Raw genomic sequence first — 21,501 nt, 5'->3', positions numbered from 1 at the left:
ATATCGAACTATAAGCTGTTCAAATAGGCTTTACTGTTCGATTCGCTTTAACAACGTCAGCACTTCAAAGTGTGCTGTATGAGGAAATAAGTCAAATAACTGGACTTTACAGACTTGATAGCCAGCCAACAGTTGTAAATCTTGCGCCATGGTTTGTGCATTACAGCTAGAATACAAAATATATTCAGGCTGCATATGCGTAAGGTAATCGCATAATACCTTACCGATCCCTCGACGTGGCGGATTAACTAAAATAAGCTGAGGGATATCCTGATTCGCCGTGGCAAAACGCGTTGAATCAAGGGCTTTAAACTCAACATGCTTTAATCCAAGTTCATCCGCTGATTGCTGTGCGCTGGCAATCGCTGGTGCACTGATTTCTATCCCTGTTAAGCGAGTGTCTTTTTCAGCACAGTGCAACCCAAAACCGCCCACGCCACAAAACAGATCCCACAAGCTATCGATATCTAACGCTTTAACCCATTCTCTAGCGGTTTGGTATAATTTTGCAGCCACTATAGGATTCGTTTGGAAAAAACCTTGTGGACGAATAAATAAAGGGACTTGATTAAACTCTTCACGAAGTGTGCGCTGCTCCGTTAAGAAAATTTCATCCTCACCTTCAAGTATTGCCATATGCACGGGTTGAATATTGGCGGTGATCACCTCAAGCTGTGGCAACTGTTCTTGTAGCCATGGCAGTGCCTTTTTTAATTGCTCAATTTTTTTCTCTGAGCGCAACACAAACCGCAGCATAAATTTCCCAGTATGATGACTTTGAGTCAATAATAGGTATTTTAACTCACCACGTTTGCGTTCAATGTTATAAGGCGTCAGCCCTGCCCTTGCAATAAAAGGAATAATGGCACTAAACACGTCAGAAAAGGCATCTGGATACAACGGGCAGTCCGTTAAATCTACACCTTGCCCATCTCGCCCAACAATACCTAAAATGGGCTTCTCAACACTACCACTAACGACCATTTTAGCTTTATTGCGAAAAGCCGTTTGCGGCCCTGTAGCTGGAGGCTGAAATAGGGAGGTATCAATAGCAGGTAAAAGAGCCTGTAGTTGGCTCTGCTTTTCAATAATTTGCTGTTCAGGAGTTAGTGTTAGCCATTGGCATGAATGGCATTGCCCTGTGGCATACTTTTCACAATGCATAACAAAGACTTAGTGGATGATTATCGAAGGTTTGTCGTCAAGAGAATGCTCAGAGTCTTCATCAACATTGTCATCGTCTTCACTGAAATCATCTTGATTCGCATACAGCAAGTTATTGCTAAAAATTTCAAATACAATAGCTGAAATTTGTTCTTCTGCTTGCTGTAAAAAATGACCGAATTGACGATATGTCATTCCTGCTGCTAATGAAAATGATTGGCTAACAATCAATTTAGGCAAGTTTTCATTATTTATTTCAAGGAAAACTTTTGCCGTTAATGAGCTGGCATTAATTTGGCTGATATTCGCCACTAACGTCACAATCGCTGTCGGTTTGAGCTCAGCTAATGCAGACAACACCAAAACATTATTTAAAATATCGAGCTTCGCATCAAAAATACCGTCAATATTTTGCATATGAGGTAAATGTAATGCAGAGCAGGAATCACACTCGAAATAAGAGGTTTTGAGTTGGTCTAGCCATTCACGTAACTTAGTGATGTCAGGGTAACAAATAGAATCCATGGGCAGTAACCTTCTTCAACTCAAAATAGTCGTGCAATATTGATTTGTTAGGGTTTTGGCACATTTTCCCCCTAACGAAAAAAACGAATAATTCTCACATATTGTAGGCCGAAACACCAGTAAAACCGCGTTTAATCTATTTATTCATCAGGTTTATTATCTGTAGAGTCCGACTTTTTAGAGGCTTTCTTTTCTGGTTGTTTATTATCTATCCCCAAAAAACTCAGGCCATGAATTGCTCGCCAGACAATATTGATCATTGCAGGTACCAAACAGCCAATACCGACCATAATAATGCTGACGATAGCCCCCGGCTGCATTAAAGGCTCCGGCAGGGTGATATAGTCATTTAATGCCAACAACACAATGATAAGCAGAATGATCCCGACACCTTCTAACACGATAATGGGCTTTGGCATATCCGCCAATGAACGCATCGTCCCTTTAGACTGAGGTTTATTACTCATTCTTCCTCTCCTCTCATTATTGTGTCACTTCCTCAAACTGAGGATTATATGCCATACCTATAGGTATAACAGGAAAATTCGACTTTTATTTCATAATTTATGTAGGCATAGTATTGAGCATTGTAATTAGAATCTGAGTTCAAGATAAAAAGGAGATACTATGTATACTGTTATTTTTGGTCGTCCTGGCTGCCCATACTGCGTTCGTGCAAAAGAACTCGCTGAAAAACTGAAAAATGAACGTGAAGATTTTGACTACCGCTATGTTGATATTCAAGCAGAAGGTATTTCTAAAGAAGATTTATCTAAAACTGTCGGCAAACCTGTTGAAACCGTTCCACAAATTTTCATTGATGAGCAACACATTGGTGGGTGCACAGATTTCGAAGCTTATGCAAAAGAAAATTTAAATCTTTACAAATAGTTAGCCACTTCCGTTTTTCATCTCAACAAGCAAAGTTGTTCACTTATTTATCGGTGCTGACACTTTGCTTGTTCTTTTTGTGCTATTTAAGCCAAATTTAATAAAAATATTGCACTTTTTTTCATCTAGGTGAGAACTTTCTTTTTTAGACGGAGTCTTAATTAATGCCACTGCTTTTCTTTGATGTCCCCATATTGAGGAGCCCGATAGCCAACTTTTTGTTTTCCTGCTATCGGGTTTTTTGTTTCTAACTACTGGGTTCACCTTGCAATGAAATGATTAACCTACGTTTTCCACCATAATTTCGGTGCTCACATAAATAAATCCCCTGCCACGTCCCCAAGTTTAAACGCCCTTTAGTAATCGGAATAGTCAAACTGGCACCTAATAAACTGCTTTTTAGGTGAGCTGGCATATCATCACTTCCTTCATAATCATGTTTATAATAAGGCTCATTTTCAGGAACGGCCTGATTAAAAAAACTTTCGAAATCTTCTCTGACAGTGTAATCCGCATTTTCATTTATCGTTAAAGATGCCGATGTATGTTGAATAAAAATATTGGCTAAACCAACATTGATTAAACTAAGTTCGGGAAGCTGCTTGAGAATTTCTTCTGTCACTAAATGAAACCCTCTTGCTTTTGCGCTAAGTTGTATCTCTTTTTGCCACCACATCACTTTTTTTCTTCCTTTTACTTATCAAAGTCTGTTACTGCACTAAATAATTATTGAGTAATAGTTAAACCGCAAGTAAATTTGTCGCACAAAGCTTTCAATAATAAGACAAAGGGACTTTACCTGCTCATTAAGAAACTTTAATCTCCCTTTTTGACTCTATTCTGTCTCACTAACTATCTGTCCGAGGTACTGAACTGTGCTGGAACAACTTAACCTTGATCTATTCAATTTGATCAATGCCACTCCAGAAACCGCAAGTGGAACCATTGCTATAGCGAACGTGATTGCGAAACGTTTAATTTTGTTATTTCCACTATTTACTGTTGCTTGTTGGTTTTGGGGCGCCCAGCCAAATATGACTCGCCAACGTGCCTTTGCCTGTAAAGCCGCTATTGCTATCGTCATTGGTTTAACTATCTCATGGTTAATTGGTTATTTTGCTCCACATGACCGCCCATTTGTCATGGGGGTTGGTACCAATTTCTCTGATCATGAAGCTACGCCATCCTTCCCGAGTAATCATGGCACAATTGTCTTTACATTCGCCTTCGCATTCCTTTTCTGGCTAAGAACTTGGGTCGGGCTTGTGATGATGATCCCAGCTGTTGTGATTGCTTGGTCACGTATTTACCTCGGTGTTCATTGGCCTTTAGATATGGCTGGTGCTTTCATACTTGCGATGGTGGCATGCGGCTTAACTCAAATTCTCTGGTCTCTTGGTGCGAATAAAATTCAATTACCTATCACTCAACTATATAGCTTTATTTTTTCCCCACTTATTCGTAAAGGTTGGTTTCAACCATAACAATATAGACTCAAATACTGGCATTAATTAATGCCAGTATTTTTCGCCTTATAAAAATTGAGCTAAATCAAAGTTTCTGTTTATTTTCATTTTCATCATTAAAACTTTTTTGAAGTTATCAATAAAATTATCAAAACAATTAATTAACAAATATTTTGTTACCTTTTTCAATTATTTTTTTCGTTGCGAAAAAAGTGACAAATATAGGTCTGAGAAAAACATAAAATAATTAATATATAGTTCTATTCCCTCCAGTTTTCAAACTAATTAATCACGCAATAAACCAATCAATAAATGAAAAATATTTTGTTATTTTTCATGTAAATACAAAAATACACAGCTTAGAAAACCGTACTACTATTACAGTACAGTTCAATATTCACATTGATATGGATGATATTTTAACCAGCTACATTCCGATCATTAATATAATAATATTTTTCTAATAGAATTTTATTCTACTCACATTTAAGCAAAGCAAAACTTATTTACTCAGTATTTAATCGCTAACAAAAATAAACTTAACACAAATTTATTTAACAATTTTATAAAATATGATTATTTCTCGCAATCTTGGGGGATATTTCTCTTTTGAGATAATGATCACGGCATTTTATTCTGGTAAAATATAAATTCACACACTCAAAATCCACTGTTAAAATTAAATGATAAAAATACAAAACTGATTGAAAATCAATTTACCGTAAATTTTAGTTTTATTTCCAATCAGATTGTTACGCAAAAGAAAACAATTGTTATTGAGTAATTGTTCGTACCAAAAGATTAAAAGTTCGTAACGCAATTGCCGTTACGCTAAATGATTTTTTTGACTTATATTTTCGGAGACTATTATGGATGCAACAAAAGTTGGTTCCATCGACAAAACAGCCTCGCAAACAGTAACGAGTAATGCTTGGCGCAAAACTGACACAGTATGGATGCTGGGTTTATATGGTACAGCTATCGGTGCTGGAGTGTTGTTTTTGCCAATCAACGCAGGTATGAGTGGTTTATTACCTGTTTTACTGATGCTGGTATTAGCCTTCCCAATGACATTTTTTGCTCACCGTGGGTTAACACGCTTCGTTCTCTCTGGTTCAAAACCTGACGGTGATATTACTGAAGTCGTCGAGGAACACTTTGGTCGCACAGCAGGTAACTGGATCACCCTACTCTACTTCTTTGCTATTTACCCTATTCTTCTTGTTTATGGTGTTTCCATCACCAATAACGTCAATAAATTCTTAACCGAATTATTAGGCGTTGGCGCACCACCACGCTGGTTACTTGCCTTGATCCTTGTCGGCGGAGTCATGGCGATTGTAGCATTTGGTGAAAAATACATCGTCAAAGTCATGAGTATGTTAGTGTTTCCATTTATCGCCGTACTGGTTGCATTCTCACTGTATATGATCCCACACTGGTCTGGTGATGTACTGAATACCTTAACTTGGGAAGGTATCACTGAAGCAACAAAAAATACGGGTGGGCAAAGTATTTGGGTCACCATTTGGCTGACAATCCCTGTGATGGTATTCGCATTTAACCACTCGCCAATTATTTCTGCTTTCTCTGTGGCAAAACGTGAAGAATACGGTGATGCCGCTGAACAAAAATGCTCACGGATCCTTGCCTCCGCGCACATTTTGATGGTGCTGACCGTTATGTTCTTCGTGATCAGCTGTGTATTTACCTTATCTTCAGCGGATCTCGCACAAGCTAAAGCACAAAATATTAGTATCCTTGATTATTTGTCTGGCTATTTTGATCAGCCATTCATCAAATTCGCTGCTGCAATCATTGCCTTTATCGCAATTATTAAATCTTTCCTCGGTCACTATTTAGGGGCCCGTGAAGGTTTCAATGGCTTAGTTGAACGTGCTTACCGTGCAAAAGGTAAAACCATTGATGTTCGTAAGTTAAACCGCGGTACTGCAATTTTCATGTTAGTCACCACTTGGATAGTAGCAACATTAAACCCGGGTGTATTGGATATTATTGAAAGCCTCGGTGGCCCAGTTATCGCTATCTTACTGTTCTTAATGCCAATGTATGCAATTAGCAAAGTACCTGCGATGCGTAAATACTCAGGTAAAATCAGTAATGTATTTATCGTAATTATGGGTCTGGTCGCTATCTCTGCGGCAACATATAAGTTATTCTTCTAATTGAAGCCACTAGGTAGCGACCAGTAATGGAAGCTACCTAATTTCAATGACTTTCTACAAAAGGAAGCACTGAATATGATTAGTGTATTTGATATCTTCAAAATTGGTATCGGCCCTTCAAGCTCCCATACTGTCGGCCCAATGAAAGCAGGCAAGCAGTTTGTTGACGACCTTATCCAGCAAGAATTACTCACTCGCACGACACGAATTTCAGTAGACGTCTATGGCTCACTCTCTTTGACGGGTAAAGGCCATGCAACGGATATGGCGATTATTATGGGCCTTGCAGGTAACTTACCAGACACCATTAATATTGACGCTATTCCTGCTTTTATGCGTAATGTAGAGCAAACTGAAAGGCTCTCCCTTGCACACGGGCAACATGAAGTTGATTTCCCTACTGAAGGTGGCATGAATTTTCATACTACCAACCTCCCCCTCCATGAAAATGGAATGAGTATTACGGCATTCAGTGGTGATGATGTTATTTACAGCAAAAATTACTATTCTATCGGTGGCGGTTTTATCGTCGATGAAGAGCACTTTGGCCAGTCTGATGAAAATGCAGTGCAAGTCCCTTACCCATTTAAATATGCGGCCGACCTGCAAAAGCATTGTAAAGACACAGGGTTATCACTTTCCGCACTCGTGATGCAAAATGAATTAGCATTACGCAGTAAAGAAGAAATTCAGCAATACCTCTCGTCCGTATGGGAGGTCATGAAATCCGGTATTGAACGGGGAGTGACAACAGAAGGTTTACTACCCGGACCATTACGTGTACCGCGCCGAGCAGCCGCATTACGCCGTCAACTCGTGACAACCGATAACACCAATATGGACCCAATGGCAGTCATAGATTGGATCAATATGTATGCACTTGCCGTTAACGAAGAAAATGCAGCGGGTGGTCGTGTTGTCACGGCACCAACTAATGGTGCATGTGGCATCATTCCTGCGGTATTAGCTTATTATGATAAGTTTATTCGCCCTGTGAATGAAAATTCCTATACCCGTTACTTTTTAGTTTCTGGTGTGATTGGTGCGTTATATAAAATGAATGCATCAATTTCCGGCGCCGAAGTAGGTTGCCAAGGAGAAGTGGGTGTTGCTTGTTCGATGGCCGCTGCAGGGCTCGCCGAATTAATGGGCGGTAGCCCTGAGCAAGTGTGTATCGCAGCAGAAATTGCCATGGAGCATAACTTAGGTCTCACCTGTGACCCTGTCGGAGGGCAAGTTCAAGTACCTTGTATTGAACGTAACGCCATTGCTTCCGTTAAAGCCGTAAATGCAGCACGCATGGCACTGCGTCGCGTCAGTGACCCACGTGTTTGCCTCGATAAAGTCATTGAAACCATGTATGAAACTGGTAAAGATATTAACGCTAAGTATCGTGAAACGTCTCAAGGCGGTTTAGCGATTAAATTGGCTCACTGCGAATAGTATTGTTTATCTATCGTCTCTAAAAAAATGCCTGCTAATGCAGGCATTTTTTTGTTCACATCATTTTCAACTCAACCATTATTAACCGAAAATGGCACTCCACCAGCCACTAATGGTTTTCATGATATAATCCCAAATACGCCCAAAGAACCCCGCTTCTTCAACCGCATTTTTTGCGACTAAAGGGTGCTGTTCGACGACTTCATCATTAAGAATAAAGTTAATCGTTCCCACTGCTTGGTTCTTAGCAAGAGGCGCTTCAAGTGAATCGTTGGTGAGTTGAATATCCACTTTTAAGTTTTGCAATTGCCCTTTAGGAATAGTAATAGAAACATCATCGGCAACACCTAAATCAACTTCTGAAGTATCACCAAACCAGACACGCTGCTTTTTCAATGTGGCATCAGCTTTAATTGGCGTGACAGTTTCAAAGAAACGGAAACCCCATGTTAGTAATTTTTCGCTTTCAGAAAAACGCACACGGTCACTTGGTGTCCCCAACACAACTGAAATCAAACGCATATCACCTTCTGTTGCAGAGGCGACTAGATTATGACCTGCACCACTCGTGTGCCCAGTTTTTACGCCATCCACCTTTAAATTTTGGTTCCATAACAGACGATTACGGTTAGGTTGACGAATTTTATTAAAAGTAAATTCCTTTTCCTTGTGCAGTGCGTATTCATCGGGGACATCACGGATCATCGCTTGGGTTAACAATGCCATATCCCGTGCCGTACTGTATTGCCCTTCAGAATCGAGACCATGAACCGTTTTAAAGTGAGTATTTTTCAAACCAATCTTTTGCACGTATTGATTCATTAAGCTCACAAATGAATCTTGGCTACCTGCAACATAATCAGCAAGGGCGATACTGGCATCGTTCCCTGACTGGATCACAATCCCTTTATTTAAATCCAATACAGAAACGCGGTCTTTTGGCTTCAAAAACATCAAAGAAGAGCCTTTCAAAACAGGATTACCCGTCGCCCACGCATCTTCCCCTACCGTGACCATGTCTTGTGGGGTAATTTTTCCTGCATTTACTGCCTGACCAATCACATAGCTGGTCATAATTTTGGTTAAACTTGCGGGGTCTAAGCGTTCATCTGGATTCCCAGAAGCTAAAATTTTACCGCTATTATAATCCATCAGAACAAATGCTTTTGCATCGACTTGAGGAGCAACCGGTGTCTGCGCCGCATAAACACTGCTACTTACGGCAACCAAAAGACTCAACCCGATACCTGCTCGGCGGGTTTTTAAAGACAACATTTTCTTACTCATCGGTTATTCCTTCACTTAATTCTACACATTTAAAATACGGTCATTGACTCAGCATCACTAAACGAGAAACCATCGCCGTGACAAAATTCGATAACTAGACCTAATATAAGACTTTAATTTCACAGAGGCCACAGCTAACAAATAAACATTTGCCTATGAGTGAATTTAATCTATCTTAACCATAGTCGATACCAAAAAAATCAATTTAGGAGACCGCAATGTTAACTGTTTGGGGACGCGTCAACTCTTCCAATGTCAAAAAAGTACTTTGGTGCTTAGAAGAATTAAATATCGCTTACAATCAAAAAGATGTGGGTGGCCCATTTGGTGGACTAGATACACCTGAATATATAAAAATGAATCCAAACAGCACCATTCCAACTCTACAGGATGATGACTTTGCTCTGTGGGAATCAAATACGATTTTACGTTACCTTACGGAAAAATTTGATCATTCTCACTTATTACTCGCACAAGACCTACAAGAAAGAGCTGCCGCCGATAAATGGATGGATTGGGGTGGTGCTAATTTATTCGACCACATTAAGCAAATGATGAACAAAATTGTTCGTGTCCCTGAAGCAGATAGAGACCCAGAGCAAGCTAAAATTATATATGGCAATATTAATCGATTACTCACAATTGCTGATAATGCATTAGCCAACCAAGCCTATTTCAGTGGTGATAAATTTGGTATCGCAGACATCGCTATCGCGCCACTATTTTACCCTTGGCATGAAATTGTGACTGAACGCCCTGAATTTAACAATTTGGAACGCTGGTATCAGCAGCTGACCACGCGTCCTGCGTTCCAAAAAATTGTCATGATCCCGATTAAGTAATCACAGAGTCATATTCATCAAACTTGGGTTTGGGTACTGGTATTCAAACCCGAGTTCTTGGCAAATTTTATTACCGTTAATGACTTTCCCTTCTAATGCATTCCCCTCTTCAATAAATTGTGGTGGAACTAAACCAATAGATTGAGCGGCATGAGTATAAAATTTGGCTCGTGTTGGGTGGATTGGCGCACAAAGGTTATAAATATGCCCGCCTTGTGGCTGCTGGAGCAATAATAAAATGGCGTCAATGACATCGTCTTGATGCACCATATTGACAGGCTGACTTGCCCCTTTCACCCCGGTTTTACCTGCTAAAAAACGCCCTGCATGTCGTTTTTCCCCGACTAATCCAGCTAATCGCAGAATATCTACCGATATGTTCGGTAACTGATGCAACCACTGTTCTGTCGCCACTAAAGCTTTAGCCGAATCCGTCACGCCATCCAATGGGCTATCTTCGGTCATTTCACCATTTTGCTCCCCATAAACCGCAGTAGATGACGTGAAAATAACTTTGGGTACCTGAAATGCTATTGCGCTATTCACCAGTGTTTCAATCGCTGCCATATAGTATTCGGTATTAATTTTAGAAGGGGGAAGCAAGATGACGATAGCATCGCTTTGCATCATCAATTGCGCTAAATCATCGTTATCACATTCAAGTTCTGGGGTTAATTTCAATGCATAGCACTCAATTCCTACCGCTTGAGCGGCTTCAATACCATCTGGTGTTGTTTTAGTGCCAACCACATGAATGCCTTGGGACAATAAAGCTTGGGCAAGGGGTAACCCTACCCACCCTAACCCAATAATGGTGACTTTCTTCATACGATAACTCCTCAATCGACCAACTGACTGAAATTAATCACAGAGTAGCTGAAAACCATAAAACTTCCGAACACAATTTCTGAGAGATTAATCACTATAAAAGCGCATCAACTAATTATTATTGGTTATTTTTTAAAAAAAGGTTGCATTCATAGGGGGAAATCGGATAGGTTGAATACCAATGAGTATTTAGTTAGCACAATGAATGTTTAGTCATTCACTTAAATAACAGAACGGAAGACATTATGAATCGTATTTCACGCAACCATCATCATCACCATCATCCTGACTAGTCTTTCGGGCGATGTGTGCTGGAAGACGTTCAACGAATCTTCCGGTGGCTGAAATGCGAATTGAGAGAACCCTCGGAAGATAATCTTCCGAGGGTTTTTTTATTCTTGAACAAAGAGTTACTAAACAAAAAATTTTAAAGGGATAAGGGTAAAGTCATGTTGGATAAATCACGTTTACGTATTGCAATTCAAAAATCAGGTCGCCTGAGTGAAGAATCAAGAGAACTACTGGCTCGCTGCGGTATCAAAATCAACTTACAACAACAACGTTTGATTGCTTATGCAGAAAATATGCCTATTGATTTACTTCGCGTTCGTGATGACGATATTCCAGGGCTGGTCATGGATGGCGTTGTTGATTTAGGGATCATTGGTGAAAACGTTCTTGAAGAAGAATTATTAAACCGCCGCGCGCAAGGCGAAAACCCACAATACAAAACACTGCGCCGCCTCGATTTTGGTGGCTGTCGCTTGTCATTAGCGGCGCCATTGGACTTTAACTACACGGGTGCAGAATGCCTGAATGGTTCACGTGTTGCGACTTCTTATCCACACTTGTTAAAACGCTATTTCGACCAAAAAGGCATTCAGTTTAAATCATGTCTGTTAAATGGTTCAGTAGAAGTTGCACCCCGTGCTGGACTTTCGGATGCGATTTGTGACCTTGTTTCTACTGGTGCCACATTAGAGGCAAACGGCCTAAAAGAAGTGGAAGTCATTTACCGTTCGAAAGCGTGTTTGATTCAACGTGACGGTGAAATGTCAGCTGATAAACAACAGCTTATCGACCGTATGATGACCCGTATCCAAGGTGTTATCCAAGCACGCGAATCTAAATACATCATGTTACACGCACCAAGTGAAACACTAGAAGAAATCATTGCCTTATTACCAGGTGCTGAACGCCCAACCATTCTGCCATTAGCTGGTGACAACAACCGTGTCGCTATGCACATGGTAAGCTCAGAAACCTTATTCTGGGAAACCATGGAAAAACTCAAGGCATTAGGGGCAAGCTCAATCCTTGTATTACCAATTGAAAAAATGATGGAGTAAGCCGCCATGAAAATGGGATTTAACCAACCTGTTCGCTGGTCGGCTTGTAACCAAGAGCAACAAAATGCTTTACTGATGCGCCCCGCAATTGCAGCCTCTGGCAGCATTAGTACTGCGGTGAGCCAAATTATTGAGCAAGTCCGTAACGAGGGCGATACCGCCCTCCAAGCTCTAAGCCGTCGTTTCGATAAAACTGAAATCGAAACAGTGCGAGTACCTGCAAATGCTGTTGACGCGGCAGAGGCTCGTCTTGGCGATGAAATCAAAACAGCAATGAAAACAGCCATTGGCAACATTCGTCGTTTTCACGAAGCCCAAAAACCCACTCCGATTAGAGTGGAAACACAGGCAGGCGTAGTGTGCCAACAAGTCACTCGCCCAATAGATGCGGTCGGCTTATATATTCCGGGGGGCTCTGCTCCCTTGTTATCAACAGTCATGATGTTAGGAACTCCGGCGAATATCGCAGGCTGTCGCAAAATCATTTTGTGTTCGCCCCCACCTATTGCCGATGAAATTTTGTATGCAGCGAAACTGTGCGGCATCAGCGATATTTTCCAAGTAGGTGGCGCGCAAGCGATTGCAGCAATGGCATTTGGCACCCAAAGCATTCCTACGGTTGATAAAATATTTGGCCCCGGTAATGCCTATGTCACTGAGGCGAAACGCCAAGTGAGTCAAAACCATGATGGAGCCGCCATTGATATGCCTGCGGGGCCTTCTGAAGTGTTAGTGATTGCGGATAGCGGAGCAAACCCAGCGTTCACCGCGTCTGATTTACTATCACAAGCGGAACATGGTCCTGATTCACAAGTCATTTTATTAACTGACGATGAAAACTTTGCCCAGCGCGTGATTGAAGAAACAGAAAAACAATTAGCGCAACTTTCTCGTGCCGAAATTGCGAGAGAAGCACTAAGTGCCAGCCGTGTCATTATTGCTGATTCGATCGAACAATGTGTTGAAATTAGCAATCGCTATGGCCCTGAGCACTTGATTTTACAAACACGCAATGCCGATGACCTAATCGATTCTATCACTAGCGCAGGCTCCGTGTTTGTCGGAGACTGGTCACCCGAATCTGCAGGAGACTACGCTTCAGGCACTAATCACGTATTACCAACTTATGGATATACTGCAACCTATTCAAGCCTTGGGCTCGCGGATTTTATGAAGAGAATGACGGTGCAGAAACTGTCAAAACAAGGGTTATTAGGTTTAGCCAACACCATCGAAACCTTAGCTCAAGCAGAGCAACTCACCGCTCACAAAAATGCCGTTACCTTACGCGTTAACGAACTAAAAAAACAAAATCAGGAGTAAGTCATGAGCCAACCATTTAATGCCGCCAGTCTTGCACGTGAAAATGTTAAAACCATGACCCCTTATATGTCTGCACGACGTCTAGGAGGAAATGGAGATGTTTGGCTCAATGCCAATGAATACCCAATTGCACCTGATTACCAATTCAGTGAACGCAACCTTAACCGTTACCCTGAATGCCAACCGGTAGCCGTGATCAATAACTATGCGGCTTATGCGCAAATTACACCTGAACAAGTATTGGTTTGCCGTGGGGCCGATGAATCTATCGAATTATTGATCCGCGCATTTTGTGAGCCGGGTAAAGATGCGGTGATGTTTTGCCCACCAACCTATGGCATGTACAGCGTCAGTGCAGAAACCTTTGGCGTTGAACAAAAGAAAATCATGGCATTGCCTGACTGGGCATTAAACGTTAACGCGATCCGTGAAAACTTATCTAATACCAAACTGATTTATATTTGCAGCCCAAATAACCCAACGGGCAATATCATCGATAATAAAGATTTGCGTGAAGTGCTAGATATGGCGGCAGGCCGCGCATTAGTCGTTGTCGATGAAGCTTATATTGAGTTCTGCCCACAATACAGTGTGGCAAGCTGGTTAGCACAATACCCCAATTTGGTGATTTTAAGAACCTTATCTAAAGCCTTTGCATTAGCCGGTTTACGCTGTGGCTTTACCTTAGCCTCTCCTGAAGTGATTGAAGTGCTATTGAAGGTTATCGCTCCTTATCCTTTATCAACCCCTGTTGCGATGATTGCTGCTCAAGCCCTTGAACCACAAGGCATTGAAACCATGAAAAGCCGTGTAGTAACGGTAACAGAAAACCGTATTGCACTCAGTGAAGCTCTGCGCGACTTGTCTGTGGTTGAGCATGTTTATCCGAGTGAAACTAACTATATTTTGGTGCGTTTCACCGATGGTAGTAAAGTCTTTAAAGCCCTATGGGATCAAGGCATTATTTTACGTGACCAAAGCAAACAGCCAGGTCTCATTAATTGCCTGCGTATTACTGTCGGGACAGAAATTGAAAATACCCGCGTTATTGAAGCTATTGCCGCACTTTGCTAATTAGGAATGACTCATGAGCCAGAAAATTTTATTTATCGACCGTGATGGAACATTAATTACCGAGCCACCAACCGACTTCCAAGTTGATAGCTTAAGTAAACTCGCCTTTGAAAAAGCGGTCATTCCTAGTTTACTTGCCCTGCAAAAAGCCAATTACCGCTTAGTAATGATAACCAATCAAGACGGCTTAGGTACAGAGAGCTTTCCTACGGCAGATTTCGAACCACCGCATAATTTAATGATGCAAGTATTTGAGTCCCAAGGTATTAAGTTTGATGACGTGTTAATTTGCCCACATAAGCCTGAAGATAACTGCGCTTGCCGTAAACCTAAACTTCAGTTGGTTGAGCGCTATTTAGATAGCAACGTACTAGACAGCGAAAATAGCTATGTGATTGGTGATCGCGAAACAGATATTCAACTCGCTAAAAATATGGGTATTAAAGGGTTACGTTATAACCCTACAGAACTAGACTGGGAAGCTATCACCACACAATTAACCAAACGCGACCGCCATGCGCTAGTCAAACGCGTGACAAAAGAAACCAATATCCAAGTCGAAGTGTGGCTAGACCAAGAAGGTGGCAGCAAAATTAGCACGGGTGTGGGCTTCTTTGACCACATGTTAGACCAAATCGCGACTCACGGTGGTTTCCGGTTAAACATTGAAGTCAATGGCGACTTATTTATTGATGACCACCACACTGTCGAAGACACGGGCCTTGCTTTAGGGGAAGCACTGAAAATCGCGCTTGGTGATAAACGCGGTATCGCACGTTTTGGTTTCGTTCTGCCAATGGACGAATGCCAAGCACGCTGTGCACTGGATATTTCAGGTCGCCCACACCTTGAATATAAAGCAGAATTCAAATATCAACGTGTCGGTGACTTAAGCACTGAAATGATTGAGCACTTCTTTAGCTCACTTTCCTATGCTATGGGTTGTACATTACACCTGAAAACCAAAGGGAAAAACGATCACCACAAAGCCGAAAGCTTGTTTAAAGTTTTCGGCCGTACACTGCGCCAAGCGATTCGTGTTGAAGGGGATACGTTACCTAGCTCAAAAGGGGTTCTGTAATGAACGTTGTCATCCTTGATACTGGTTGTGCAAATTTAGCCTCCGTGACCTATGCGGTAAAACGCCTAGGCTATGACCCGGTGGTGAGCCGTGATACCAATACCATTTTTCAAGCCGACAAAGTCTTTTTACCGGGTGTCGGTACGGCTAGCACAGCCATGGAAAAGCTCACTGAACGTGAATTAGTGCCGTTAATTAAAGCACTGACTCAACCCGTGTTAGGCATCTGTTTAGGTATGCAATTACTCGGTTCTTTCAGTGAAGAAGGTCAATCAACGGTGCCACTACTGGGGTTAATTGATAGCCCTGTGCAAAAAATGGATGCCAATGGGCTTCCAGTTCCGCATAGCGGCTGGAACCAAGTCAAAGCCCTAGCAGGAAACCCTCTGTTTAGGGACATCCCTGATAATGCCTATTTCTATTTTGTACACAGTTATTCAATGCCAATTTCCAGCAATACCATTGCACAAACGCAATATGGCAACCCGTTTAGCAGCGCGGTGAATCGCGATAACTTCTACGGTGTCCAATTTCACCCAGAACGTTCTGGCACCGCAGGTTCACGCTTGATTCAAAATTTTTTGGAGATGTAATTACCATGATCATTCCCGCATTAGATTTAATCGATGGCACCGTAGTGCGATTGCACCAAGGGGATTACGCCAAGCAAACTGATTATGGCAATGACCCGCTCCCACGTTTGCAGCAATATGAAAAAGAAGGGGCAACATTATTGCACCTCGTGGATTTAACAGGTGCGAAAGACCCACAAAAACGCCAAATTCCACTACTCAAAAAATTATTAGCTGGCGTGAATGTTCCAGTACAAGTGGGTGGTGGTATTCGTACCGAAGAAGATGTTAGAGCCTTATTGGAAGCCGGAGCAACTCGAGTCGTCATTGGCTCAACTGCGGTGACTAAACCTGAACTGGTTAAAACATGGTTTGAAACCTATGGTGGGGAAGCCATTGTACTTGCGTTAGATGTACGCATTAATGACAAAGGCGTAAAAGAAATCGCCATTAGCGGCTGGCAAGAAAATTCAAATTTAACCTTAGAACAAGCCATTGAAATATATCGCCCTTATGGCTTAAAACATGTCCTTTGTACTGATATTTCCAAAGATGGAACATTGGCGGGTTCTAATGTGAATTTATACCAAGAAATTAGCCAAAAATTCCCTGATATTGCCTTTCAGGCATCAGGGGGAATTGGCGATTTAGATGATATTGCGGCTATCCCGCCATCTGGTGCGGCTGGCGTGATTGTGGGTCGTGCATTATTAGAAGGTAAATTCACCGTTACGGAGGCAATCAAATGTTGGCAAAACGCATAATTCCTTGCTTAGACGTCCGTGATGGGCAAGTGGTTAAAGGTGTCCAATTTCGTAATCACGAAATTATCGGTGATATTGTTCCATTGGCACAGCGCTATGCCCAAGAAGGTGCAGATGAACTGGTATTTTATGATATTACCGCCTCTTCTGATGGTCGAGTAGTAGATAAAAGCTGGGTTGCCAAAGTCGCTGAAGTGATTGATATTCCTTTTTGTGTTGCAGGTGGTATCAAAAGCGTTGAAGATGCCTCGCAAATTTTATCTTTTGGTGCAGACAAAATCTCGATCAACTCCCCTGCACTGTCAGACCCAACCCTGATCAGCCGCTTAGCAGAACGTTTTGGCGTACAATGCATCGTTGTGGGTATTGATACTTGGTTCGATGAAAGTACGGGTGAATATCTCGTTTACCAATTTACCGGCGATGAAAAGCGCACAGCGCAGACGCGCTGGAAAACCCTCGATTGGGTGAAAGAAGTGCAACAACGCGGCGCAGGTGAAATCGTATTAAATATGATGAACCAAGATGGTGTACGCCAAGGGTATGATCTGGTACAACTGAAGAAAGTTCGTGAAGTTTGCCAAGTGCCATTAATTGCCTCGGGTGGCGCTGGCGAAAAAGTGCATTTCCTTGATGCTTTCACTGACGCAGGCGTTGATGGCGCTTTAGCCGCTTCTGTATTCCATAAACAAATTATTAATATCGGTGACTTAAAACAATACCTAGCCGAAAATGGAGTTCAAATTAGAGTATGTTAACCACAGAACAATCTAGCCAACTGGCATGGCAAAAAGTCGATAATTTAATGCCTGTGATCGTACAACACGCCGTTTCAGGTGATGTGCTAATGCTTGGGTATATGAACCCAGAAGCATTACAAGTCACTTTAGATAGCCGTAAAGTCACCTTTTTCTCTCGCACAAAACAACGTTTGTGGACGAAAGGCGAAACCTCGAATAACTTTTTAAATTTAGTGGATATCTACCCAGATTGTGACAGTGATACGCTGTTAGCTCTCGCACTGCCGGATGGCCCAACTTGCCATAACGGCACACAAAGCTGCTTCGCACCAGCACAAAGCGATTGGGGGTTTTTATTTGAGTTAGAAACGTTACTCAAAGAACGCAAAACTGCGTCGCCAGAAAGCTCCTATACCGCGCGTTTATATGCTAGCGGGACTAAACGCATTGCACAAAAAGTCGGTGAAGAAGGTGTTGAAACTGCATTGGCAGCCACCGTGAATGACCGCGCAGAATTGACTAATGAAGCCGCTGATTTGATGTACCACTTATTAGTCTTACTACAAGACCAAGAGCTGGATTTAAGCACGATAATCAAACGGTTAAAAGAACGCCATCAATAGTTAATCCGCTGCCAGTCTCACTGGCAGCCTATTTTATGGGTGCAAGATTTTATCTATTTGCTCATCACTGAGTGAAATAGCAAAAAATTTCAGATAGAAGTCCGCCGTTTCTTGCTTCATATCGATATCTGCAAAGCGCTCTGGGTACAGTGTTTGTGCTAGCCACAGAAACTGCAATGCCTCCTCTGACGTTTCTCGGCACCACCAAAACATCCCCTTTGGGTTCACATATACCTGCTGGTTTTTTACCGCGCTAATTGCTTTCCATTGAGGAGACGTGCGTATGATATTGGCATCTTCTTTATTCATCGCAACAATCACATCAGGGCTCGCAGTAATAATGCTTTCCAACAAGACCTCACCTGAATTATTTTTTTTATCCGAAAACCACGTTTCAGCCACATTTTTTGCCCCCGCTAAATCCATCCAGTCTTGGTTTAATGACGGACGCCCAGAGGTAAATAACGCATTTCCCATACTGTGGTATACCGACCGTTTTTCTGCATCAGTCAGCCCCACTAAACGCTCACTAACTAATGCGACATTGCGGTCAAAATAACGTTGGTATTCAAGGGCTTTTTGTTCTGCATCAGGGCCTAACTCTTTCGCTGTTGCTTGCACCCTTGCTTGTAAAGCTTTTAATGAATTGGCAGGATATTCAACAACTTTAACTCCAGCACTTTCGAGTAAATCGCGCTGCGGTACTTCCATCCCCTTTGCAATAAATAACAATTGAGCTCGCAATGAAATAATTTGCTCTGGGTTTAGTTGATTGCTAATACTGATCACTGGAACATTATCAATGTTGGGTAACATTTGGCGAAACAATGGAATTTTTTTCGCGATCATCGATGTGCCAACGATTTGCTCACCATATCCTAACATCATAATGATGGTATTTTGTGCTGGCCACGGCGTCGCAATTCGCAGTTCTGGGTTATCCGTCTTACCGTAAGACAGGCTGTGGATGAGTAGCCCTGCCAGCAAAATAACCGTTTGTAAAAACGTTGTTTTTCTCATATTTGTCACTCTTCCTGTCCAAAGAAAAGAAGAGCGCTCCTGATTTTTATTTAACCCATTAGAAATCAAACGTCACCGTCGCGCGCACTTCTCGACCTGATCCTAAGAAAGCGCTGCCCCCTTTTCCTTCCCCATTAATCCCTGATGGGAAGATAGAAGCCCAATAATGCTCATCGGTTACGTTATTGACGGATAGCCTGACCGTCGTTGGGACTTGATTGATTTTCGTGCTATAACGCGTGCCTAAATCTAATGTCGTGTAGCTTCCCGCCCAACTGGTATTGGTGTCATTGGCGGCTCGTTTCCCCGTATAATGCACATTAGCGCTGTACACCAGTTCTGGCATCGACGGCAAACTATATTCCACTAGCATATTGGCTTGAACTTTCGGTACACCAACGACACGCTTATTCCGCGTAGTGGCTAACTTAGTGTCTTTGAGTTTTGGGTCTAAGAAGGTAACACCGCTATACACATTCAACCCTTGCCATACATGGCCTGTGGCCGTGAGTTCTAGCCCTCGGTTCACTTGTTCACCTTGTTTGCGAAACACGTTATCGTCCCCCGCATAGGCAAATGGACGCTCCAAGTGAAATACGGCAGCACCCAGGTTTAAATCTGCCAAATCGGCTTTAATGCCCAATTCATATTGTTTGCTACGATAAGGGGCTAAGGTTTGTCCTTCATTTTTCAGATTTTGATTCATCGGCGCGGTATCCCCCTCTTCCAACGAATCTGCATAGCTCACATACGTCATCACATTTGGGGTAATTTTATACATCAACGCGCCTTGAGGGCTAAGGCCATGGTCATTGGCTTGGCTAGTTTTGTGGTTTTGTTTATCAAAGCTACGGCTTTCTATCCAGCTTTGACTAAGGTAAAACATGGCTGACCATTGTGGGTCAAAGGTGATGGTATCGCCGATAGTGATACTTTGTTGGCTATTTTCAGCAGACTTATAACGTGAACCTCCCGTATGAATTTTACCGTCCGATGGCTCTTCCATCGGCGATGGGTGATACATATTGGTTTGCCCTAAATCACGTCTCACACTCTTATCTTTGGCACTGTAAATCGACCAAACATAACCGTTTGTCGCTAATGATAAGTCATGACCGATAGAGCCTGTGTCCACGTGGCCATTTAGTACTACTGAGTTACTCAACACACGAAAACGCCCCGAAGCAGGAGAATCGCTTAATGAGCGACTAATATTCCCATTGTTATCTTGAATGGCACTGGTTACTGTACGCATCGCTCTATCTGCTTGCTGGTAACCGACTGCAGCTTTTAGCGTCCAATCCTCATTAAAATCATGAAGTAATCGAGTGCTAACAGTATCCGTAGTTAAGTCATTACCCGCCGTATGTAACGCTAAATTCTTATCTTGTGGGTTAGGGGCTTTCGGTAATTTAATATCAGAACCATAGCTAAAACTACCCACATAACCTTTTTGCACAAAATTGTAATGACTCGCATTAAATTGAAGTTGCGTACCTGGCTGAATATTCCAATCTAGCGCTACAGAAGCTAATTTACGGCGTAATGTACTGTCTTTCAGGTTGCCTGTTCCTTCCTCATCCAGCAAATTAAGACGATAACCAAAGCGTTTATCTGTATCAAAATAACCGCCTAAGTCAGCATGGCCACTATAGGCATTGCGGCTTTGGTAACCTAAAGAAAAACGCTGAATATCTTCTGGGCGTTTTGTGGTGAAATTAAATTGTCCAGCAGGACTTGCAGGGCCATACAATGCGCCCGTCAAGCTATTAATAATGTCTACTCTATCCAACATTTCCACAGGGAATGCGGTCGTTGACACCATATACAAATCATCAAGACGGCTATTTGTTACCACACCACCTTGCATACCACGGCTTTGTGGACGACCCACATCCATTCCCCCGCGAGCTTGCATTTGTGTACTTGGCGCATATTTCAATAACTCACTCAAACTTTTGGCTTGCTGGTTATTGATCATTTCACGGTGAATAGTGGTTGTAGAATATGGCGTATCAATCCACTCACGAGTACCTAATGGCCCAAGATCAATTTGTGAAGTAAAAAAACCAGTGCCAGCCTGAGCTTCTCTGGACACATCGCTTGGTGCTGCGATGACTAGCATTTTATCTTGCTTAAATTTAGCCAATTGTTCCGAAACTTGTGCAGCAACGATAGACGGTGCGATCCCTGTAATCAGCGGTAATATTACATATAAGTTAAATTTACGATTCATATTATCTTTTCGTTATATAAAGTTTTATATTACTGATAATAAAATACAGCGTAAATGATCAAACTCAATTCTTAACAAGATGTATTC

General features: G+C 42.0%; 21 protein-coding genes and 1 other annotated feature. Of the genes, 13 read left to right on the top strand and 8 right to left on the bottom strand.

Translation table 11 applies throughout. From position 1 onward, the window contains the following. Positions 1–30: 30 nt before the first annotated feature. From rlmC to PSF28_RS00585, 3 genes are all read right to left on the bottom strand, one after another. Entirely contained in the window at positions 31–1,164 is a 1,134-nt protein-coding gene (rlmC, locus tag PSF28_RS00595; protein ID WP_272684455.1) for a 23S rRNA (uracil(747)-C(5))-methyltransferase RlmC, read from the bottom strand. 9 nt (positions 1,165–1,173) lie between these two features. Further along, positions 1,174–1,689: a YbjN domain-containing protein gene (locus tag PSF28_RS00590; protein ID WP_210840384.1), complete on the bottom strand. Its 516-nt coding sequence runs from the start codon at positions 1,687–1,689 to the stop codon at positions 1,174–1,176. A 140-nt stretch (positions 1,690–1,829) separates the two neighbouring features. Then, positions 1,830–2,156, bottom strand: coding sequence for a YbjC family protein (locus PSF28_RS00585; RefSeq protein WP_004909362.1), 327 nt, complete (start codon positions 2,154–2,156; stop codon positions 1,830–1,832). Positions 2,157–2,316: 160 nt separating this feature from the next. On the opposite strand from PSF28_RS00585, the gene PSF28_RS00580 reads away from it, so the two are divergent. Further along, entirely contained in the window at positions 2,317–2,580 is a 264-nt protein-coding gene (locus PSF28_RS00580; protein ID WP_004256424.1) for a GrxA family glutaredoxin, read from the top strand. 247 nt (positions 2,581–2,827) lie between these two features. Here the strand turns inward: PSF28_RS00580 and PSF28_RS00575 are convergent, their stop codons facing one another. Continuing rightward, positions 2,828–3,256: a secondary thiamine-phosphate synthase enzyme YjbQ gene (locus PSF28_RS00575; protein ID WP_272684494.1), complete on the bottom strand. Its 429-nt coding sequence runs from the start codon at positions 3,254–3,256 to the stop codon at positions 2,828–2,830. 199 nt (positions 3,257–3,455) lie between these two features. Here PSF28_RS00575 and ybjG point away from each other — a divergent pair, with 199 nt between their 5' ends. From ybjG to PSF28_RS00560, 3 genes are all read left to right on the top strand, one after another. Beyond that, on the top strand, positions 3,456–4,064 hold the full coding sequence (gene ybjG, locus PSF28_RS00570; RefSeq protein WP_272684454.1) for an undecaprenyl-diphosphate phosphatase: 609 nt from the start codon (positions 3,456–3,458) through the stop codon (positions 4,062–4,064). Positions 4,065–4,915: 851 nt separating this feature from the next. Beyond that, entirely contained in the window at positions 4,916–6,232 is a 1,317-nt protein-coding gene (locus PSF28_RS00565) for a serine/threonine transporter (protein WP_210838871.1), read from the top strand. Between the two features lie 75 nt (positions 6,233–6,307). Then, positions 6,308–7,675 (top strand): L-serine ammonia-lyase, encoded by a 1,368-nt coding sequence (locus PSF28_RS00560; protein WP_210838870.1) that lies wholly within the window; start codon positions 6,308–6,310, stop codon positions 7,673–7,675. Between the two features lie 81 nt (positions 7,676–7,756). Here the strand turns inward: PSF28_RS00560 and PSF28_RS00555 are convergent, their stop codons facing one another. Then, entirely contained in the window at positions 7,757–8,962 is a 1,206-nt protein-coding gene (locus tag PSF28_RS00555; RefSeq protein ID WP_272684453.1) for a serine hydrolase, read from the bottom strand. A 218-nt stretch (positions 8,963–9,180) separates the two neighbouring features. Between PSF28_RS00555 and PSF28_RS00550 the strand changes: the two genes are divergently transcribed. Then, on the top strand, positions 9,181–9,804 hold the full coding sequence (locus PSF28_RS00550; protein ID WP_272665353.1) for a glutathione S-transferase family protein: 624 nt from the start codon (positions 9,181–9,183) through the stop codon (positions 9,802–9,804). Here the strand turns inward: PSF28_RS00550 and PSF28_RS00545 are convergent, their stop codons facing one another. Continuing rightward, on the bottom strand, positions 9,805–10,632 hold the full coding sequence (locus PSF28_RS00545) for an SDR family oxidoreductase (RefSeq protein WP_272684452.1): 828 nt from the start codon (positions 10,630–10,632) through the stop codon (positions 9,805–9,807). It abuts the gene before it with no gap. A gap of 268 nt (positions 10,633–10,900) precedes the next feature. Continuing rightward, positions 10,901–11,028, top strand: a sequence feature (His leader region). Positions 11,029–11,081: 53 nt separating this feature from the next. Between PSF28_RS00545 and hisG the strand changes: the two genes are divergently transcribed. The 8 genes from hisG to hisIE are packed head-to-tail and all read left to right on the top strand — an operon-like array spanning position 11,082 to position 18,158. Beyond that, positions 11,082–11,981, top strand: coding sequence for an ATP phosphoribosyltransferase (gene hisG, locus PSF28_RS00540; protein ID WP_210838862.1), 900 nt, complete (start codon positions 11,082–11,084; stop codon positions 11,979–11,981). A 6-nt stretch (positions 11,982–11,987) separates the two neighbouring features. After that, a complete protein-coding gene (gene hisD / locus PSF28_RS00535) occupies positions 11,988–13,304 on the top strand; it encodes a histidinol dehydrogenase (RefSeq protein ID WP_272684451.1) in 1,317 nt (438 codons plus the stop codon). A gap of 3 nt (positions 13,305–13,307) precedes the next feature. Further along, on the top strand, positions 13,308–14,378 hold the full coding sequence (gene hisC, locus PSF28_RS00530) for a histidinol-phosphate transaminase (protein WP_272665356.1): 1,071 nt from the start codon (positions 13,308–13,310) through the stop codon (positions 14,376–14,378). 13 nt (positions 14,379–14,391) lie between these two features. After that, positions 14,392–15,459 carry a bifunctional histidinol-phosphatase/imidazoleglycerol-phosphate dehydratase HisB gene (hisB, locus tag PSF28_RS00525; protein ID WP_210838856.1) on the top strand — a complete coding sequence of 356 codons (1,068 nt, stop codon included), beginning with the start codon at positions 14,392–14,394 and terminating at the stop codon, positions 15,457–15,459. Next, complete coding sequence (hisH, locus tag PSF28_RS00520) at positions 15,459–16,052, top strand: imidazole glycerol phosphate synthase subunit HisH (protein WP_272684450.1); 594 nt, start codon at positions 15,459–15,461, stop codon at positions 16,050–16,052. The genes hisB and hisH overlap by 1 nt, the downstream gene beginning before the upstream one ends. A 5-nt stretch (positions 16,053–16,057) precedes the next feature. Further along, positions 16,058–16,795, top strand: coding sequence for a 1-(5-phosphoribosyl)-5-[(5-phosphoribosylamino)methylideneamino]imidazole-4-carboxamide isomerase (gene hisA / locus PSF28_RS00515; protein WP_210838852.1), 738 nt, complete (start codon positions 16,058–16,060; stop codon positions 16,793–16,795). Then, positions 16,777–17,553 carry an imidazole glycerol phosphate synthase subunit HisF gene (gene hisF / locus PSF28_RS00510; protein ID WP_210838850.1) on the top strand — a complete coding sequence of 259 codons (777 nt, stop codon included), beginning with the start codon at positions 16,777–16,779 and terminating at the stop codon, positions 17,551–17,553. The genes hisA and hisF overlap by 19 nt, the downstream gene beginning before the upstream one ends. Then, complete coding sequence (gene hisIE, locus PSF28_RS00505; RefSeq protein ID WP_004909325.1) at positions 17,547–18,158, top strand: bifunctional phosphoribosyl-AMP cyclohydrolase/phosphoribosyl-ATP diphosphatase HisIE; 612 nt, start codon at positions 17,547–17,549, stop codon at positions 18,156–18,158. Before hisF ends, hisIE begins: the two co-directional genes overlap by 7 nt. A gap of 33 nt (positions 18,159–18,191) precedes the next feature. Here hisIE and PSF28_RS00500 read toward each other — a convergent pair whose 3' ends face one another. Beyond that, complete coding sequence (locus PSF28_RS00500) at positions 18,192–19,178, bottom strand: ABC transporter substrate-binding protein (protein WP_210838848.1); 987 nt, start codon at positions 19,176–19,178, stop codon at positions 18,192–18,194. Positions 19,179–19,236: 58 nt separating this feature from the next. Next, positions 19,237–21,303: a TonB-dependent receptor gene (locus tag PSF28_RS00495; RefSeq protein WP_442958794.1), complete on the bottom strand. Its 2,067-nt coding sequence runs from the start codon at positions 21,301–21,303 to the stop codon at positions 19,237–19,239. Positions 21,304–21,501 lie beyond the last annotated feature (198 nt).

Source organism: Providencia sp. PROV130, from assembly GCF_028482225.1.
Lineage (GTDB): Bacteria > Pseudomonadota > Gammaproteobacteria > Enterobacterales > Enterobacteriaceae > Providencia > Providencia rettgeri.
This window is presented reverse-complemented; position numbering and strand designations above follow the sequence as displayed.